Annotated in this window: 4 protein-coding genes; all 4 read right to left on the minus strand. The window is 42.4% G+C overall.

All coding sequences use genetic code 11. The features are described 5' to 3' along the window. Positions 1–99: 99 nt before the first annotated feature. The gene (locus tag PX482_RS13340; protein ID WP_288024166.1) at positions 100–1,185 is read right to left on the minus strand and encodes a S8 family serine peptidase; all 1,086 of its coding nucleotides are present in this window, start codon (positions 1,183–1,185) and stop codon (positions 100–102) included. A gap of 59 nt (positions 1,186–1,244) precedes the next feature. Then, positions 1,245–1,538, minus strand: a complete 294-nt coding sequence (locus PX482_RS13345; protein WP_002762741.1) for a type II toxin-antitoxin system RelE/ParE family toxin — start codon at positions 1,536–1,538, stop codon at positions 1,245–1,247. Continuing rightward, positions 1,535–1,759, minus strand: a complete 225-nt coding sequence (locus tag PX482_RS13350; protein WP_002762738.1) for a hypothetical protein — start codon at positions 1,757–1,759, stop codon at positions 1,535–1,537. Before PX482_RS13350 ends, PX482_RS13345 begins: the two co-directional genes overlap by 4 nt. Positions 1,760–2,139: 380 nt before the next feature. Next, positions 2,140–2,277: a type II toxin-antitoxin system HicB family antitoxin gene (locus PX482_RS28095; RefSeq protein WP_502888558.1), complete on the minus strand. Its 138-nt coding sequence runs from the start codon at positions 2,275–2,277 to the stop codon at positions 2,140–2,142. Positions 2,278–2,365 lie beyond the last annotated feature (88 nt).

Raw genomic sequence — 2,365 nt, forward strand, 5'->3', positions numbered from 1 at the left:
AAGAGCTTTTTGTAAGTTTTTCTTTTCTTCTAAGTCTAGGAAATCTTTGGCTGGCATAAGTAGGATTTTTCTCAAGTTACTATTTCTATTTTAGGTGGTTTAAGTGCGTTTTAGCTTAGTAGTTTCGGGCATGGATACTCCTTGAGAGGTGGTGACAGGATTGGGAATTTGGGCGACGGGGATTACCGGTTCGCTAGTTGCGGCACTCAGTTCGAGATTTTGGCGTTGAGCCTCAGGGGTTTCGGGCGTACCACCGCAGCCACAGCCCGATGCTTCTACTGTTGCTTGGGTTTCCACAGATTCGGACATGGTTTCTCCTGTTAGTTGTTGAATTGCCCCAGAAATGTTCAACACTCCGGCTAAACATTTTGGTTCATTTTCGCTGTCGGCATATTGGCAGGGGAGCGCGCTTTTTAGTATCGCTTCCCGGACTGCGTGAGGATTGGGGGTTTCTCCTCGCTGCACCTGCAAGCTGAGTAATAGGGCGGCTACTCCGGCCACAATGGGCGCGGCGAAGCTGGTCCCACTCAGTTGCACAGTCCCGCCGCCTGGTTTTGCCCCTAAGATGTTTTCTCCAGGGGCAAGGATGCCTTGACTTTGGTAGGTTTCCCCCCAATTACTAAAGTCGAGGGGATGCCCTCTAGCATCAACAGCACCCACCGCTAGGACGGCGGGAAGGGCTGCCGGAACTTGCAGGCATTCACAGCCATCATTGCCAGCAGCGGCAACGATAAGAATATTTCTCTCGTTACACATCTCGACGGCGCGAATTAGCCAGTCTTCGGCTTCTCCCATATCAGTGAGGGCACCGCCGCTAATATTAATCACTTTTGCCCCTTTTTCGGCGGCTTGTTCAATCGCCCTCGCTAAATCGAGTTGGGAGAGTTTGCGGTTATCGTCGGAGAAGACGGGTACGAGTAGGCCTCGACACTGGGGGGCAATGCCAGGGATTTCGCTGTTGGGTTGTCCGAAGATGAGGCTGGCAATATGGGTTCCGTGAGTGGACATTTGCCCCGCGGTGGCTTGATGCTGGACGAGGGTGGGTAAACGGGTTAGGTCTGCCCCGTTAAAACAGGAGTGGTTAGTGTCAACTACACCATCGAGAATGGCGATGGTTATTTCTGATGCGCCTTGGGTTTGTTTTTGTAGTTCTTTTAGTCCTGGAATCGAGAGAATTTGAGTCATTTTATTAATGATTAGTGAATCAGAGTAAGTTAGGTGAAAAATGAGGTTAAAAATTAAGTTTAATAAACCCGATCATGAGTACCAATATCAATTAGAATGATTACTTCTTTTTGCTCCTTATCATTAGTTTCTGGTCTTTCTAAAGAAAATATAATTCTACAATCATAACCACAAGAACAAGCTTTTAGTCCTAATAATTTTCCTTGTAATGAATGAGTGGCTAACTGAGGGGTAAAAATATCTTCTTGCATTAGCTTTAATGTTTCAATAATTTTTTGTTCAAGTTGAGCATTACGCTTGACAAATTTACGAAATGACCGTTTAAACTTCTGTGTTGCAATAATCTCTTTCATTCATCTTCTGTTAATAGGGTTTTTAATTCATCAATAATATCTTCTAAAGGTTGCGGTTTTAATTCTCCTCTTTGAAAAGCTTCCCTCGCTTCTTTAGCATTTCGGGCTATTTCGTCTCGATAGGATTCTATCATTTGATTTTTGACAATTTCTATTAACATTTCTCTCTGTTCAATAGGTAGTTCATTAACTGTCATAAGAGCTTGTTCTAATGTCATCATAATTTATCCTCTCTTGATTGTTGTAATAGGTTTAACGGTAGCTGTAATCTTGGTATTTCCTGTCGTCAAAAAATGGGTAATTCTAAACTTTGTAGGGGTTCTAATTCATGTTTTTTTGATTCTCTTTTGGTTTTCATCATGGTAAATCCGACCTAATTGCTCTTGATTCTCCATCGTACTACCTCTTTTTTGCCGAGTCAATAGTTTTTGAGTGAATTTGTGTTAAGTTTTTGTTGAAATCATTTTCTCCGGGAGAAAAACCTACTTTTAGTCCTAGAATAGTTGGGAGGTTAGTCATTAGTAATTTTCTCAGCTATTTGTAATAGTTTTGGCGAGGGCAAAGGTTTATTTTCTTGAGTATATATATCTACCAAATCTTCTCAAACTTCTTGGGCATTATCAATGGCTTCTTGATAGGTGTTGCCGTGAGTGCGAGCGTATTTTCCCCATTCGGGTAAACTGGCAATATAGGCATTATCTGGTTCTTCGTTACTTGGTATGGTTCGATAGGGGGGCATAAATCGACTAAATCCTTATCTGGCAAGAGACTTAATTGATTAGTTCGCTCTAGATAAAAAACAATTGACAAAAATCGCTAAATGCCTT

The sequence above is a fragment of the Microcystis sp. M53602_WE12 genome, from assembly GCF_030065455.1.
Taxonomy (GTDB): Bacteria; Cyanobacteriota; Cyanobacteriia; order Cyanobacteriales; family Microcystaceae; genus Microcystis; species Microcystis aeruginosa.